The sequence below is a fragment of the Microbacterium sp. B19 genome, assembly GCF_000333395.1.
In the GTDB taxonomy this organism is placed as follows: domain Bacteria; phylum Actinomycetota; class Actinomycetes; order Actinomycetales; family Microbacteriaceae; genus Microbacterium.
On record NZ_BADA01000391.1, the window covers coordinates 1 to 1,736 of the forward strand.

Consider the following 1,736-nt stretch of genomic DNA (forward strand, 5'->3'; position numbering starts at 1 on the left):
CCCTGTTCTCCGGCGAGGGCGAACTCGCCCGTGACGAGCTGCTGCGATCGATCGGTCTCGCGCGATCGATCGGGCACCCCGAGGAGGCGATGCTCGCGCAGTTCCAGCTCACGGTGACGCGCACCCAGTTGGGACTGCCGGATGCCGCCACCCCGGCGCGGGAGGCACTGAGCTTCGCCGAATCGATCGACGAACGGTGGCAGCGGTCGCTGTCCCAGTGGGCCATCGCCCTCGCCCTGTACGCCGACGGCGACCTCGACGAGGCGGAGCGCAACGCGCGGGACGCCCTCGTGCTCGAGGAGGGCATCGACGATCCCGTCGGCGACTGCCTCGTGCTGGAACTGCTGAGCTGGATCGACGCGGCCCGCTCCCCCACCGAACGCACCGCCGTCCTCCTCGGCGCGGCGCGGAGCTGGTGGCGGCGCATCGATTCGGGCATCGCGGTGCACGGCCCGCACATGGTCGCCCAGCACGACCGGTGCGTCGCGATCGTGCGCCAGCGGCTCGGCGACGAGGCGTTCGAGCGGCTCTCCGCGATCGGAGAAGGGCTCTCCCCCGCCGAGGCCGCCGCCTTCGCGGGGGCGCCCGGACGCCCCGCGACGGGGCTCAGCGCCCGGGAGAGCGAGGTGGCCGCCGGCATCCACGAGGGACTCAGCAACCGGGAGATCGCGGACCGGCTGGTCCTGTCGGTGCGCACCGTCGACACGCACGTGCAGCGCATCCTCGCCAAGCTCGGGTTCTCGTCCCGCGCGCAGATCGCCGCCTGGTACCAGTCGACGCTCGCCGCTGTTCGGTAGTCCTACGGATACCGTCCCGGTCGGACGCGTCCGACACTGGGGCCGACGACGCCGAGGTCGTCCCCATCCGAGGAGCGCACGCATGACCCTTTCCCCACCCCGCATCCTTCTCGTCCACGGGGCCTGGGCGGGCCCGTGGGTGTTCGACCGGCTCGCCGACGCCCTGCGCGGTCGCGGGTTCCAGGTCGACGCCGTGGCCCTGCCGAGCATCGGCAGCACCGCCGACATGTACGCCGACGCGGCCGCGATCACCGAGTACCTGGATGCCGCCGAAGGACCGGTGACCCTCGTGGCGCACTCGTACGGCGGCATCCCCACCACCCAGGCGGGCGACCACCCGGCCGTCGCGCAGGTCGTCTACGTCGCAGCGTTCGCGCTGGACGCCGGCGAGACGCTGCAGCAGGCGGTCGGCGGCGATGTGCCCGAGTTCTGGGGCATCGCCGACGGGATGGTCTCGATGGGCCGTTCGCGCGAGGAGCGCATCGCGATGGTCTCCGCCGACCTTCCGGCCGACGCTCCGGCCGGTCTGGCCGAGATGATCGCGGACACGTTCCGGCCGCAGTCGCTCGGGGCCTTCACCTCTCCCGTGACCCGCGTCGCCTGGCGCGCGAAGCCGACCGCCTACGTCCTCACCGAGCAGGACGCCCTGGTGCCGACCGCGTTCCAGGAGCATCTCGTCGCCCGCTCGGGCGCGGAGGTCGTCCGGGTCGCCACCGGACACACGCCGTTCGAGGACGATCCGGTGTGGTTCGCCGGCGTCCTCGCCGACGTCATCGCCCCCGCGGAGGTGACCCGGTGAGCATCGTCGACACCACCGTGATCGCGCCCGGGCGCCTGTTTATCGACGGACAGTGGCGGGGATGCCGTCGACGGCGGCCGCATGGACGTCATCGCCCCGTCCACGGGCGCGGTCATCACCGATGTCGCCCGTGCGACCGT

2 protein-coding genes are annotated in these 1,736 nt (G+C 72.8%); both read left to right on the forward strand.

What is annotated here, in order from left to right; genetic code table 11:
- Positions 1–797 (forward strand): helix-turn-helix transcriptional regulator (locus tag I5G_RS14040; RefSeq protein ID WP_026095939.1); only part of this gene is annotated, 797 nt, incomplete at its 5' end.
- An 82-nt stretch (positions 798–879) separates the two neighbouring features.
- Positions 880–1,596: an alpha/beta fold hydrolase gene (locus I5G_RS24105; RefSeq protein ID WP_022879624.1), complete on the forward strand. Its 717-nt coding sequence runs from the start codon at positions 880–882 to the stop codon at positions 1,594–1,596.
- The last annotated feature ends 140 nt before the right edge of the window (positions 1,597–1,736 follow it).

Excerpts from the sequence above, each read along its gene's own strand:
- I5G_RS24105 (WP_022879624.1), top strand. The coding sequence starts at position 880 with ATGACCCTTTCCCCACCCCGCATCCTTCTCGTCCACGGGGCCTGGGCG.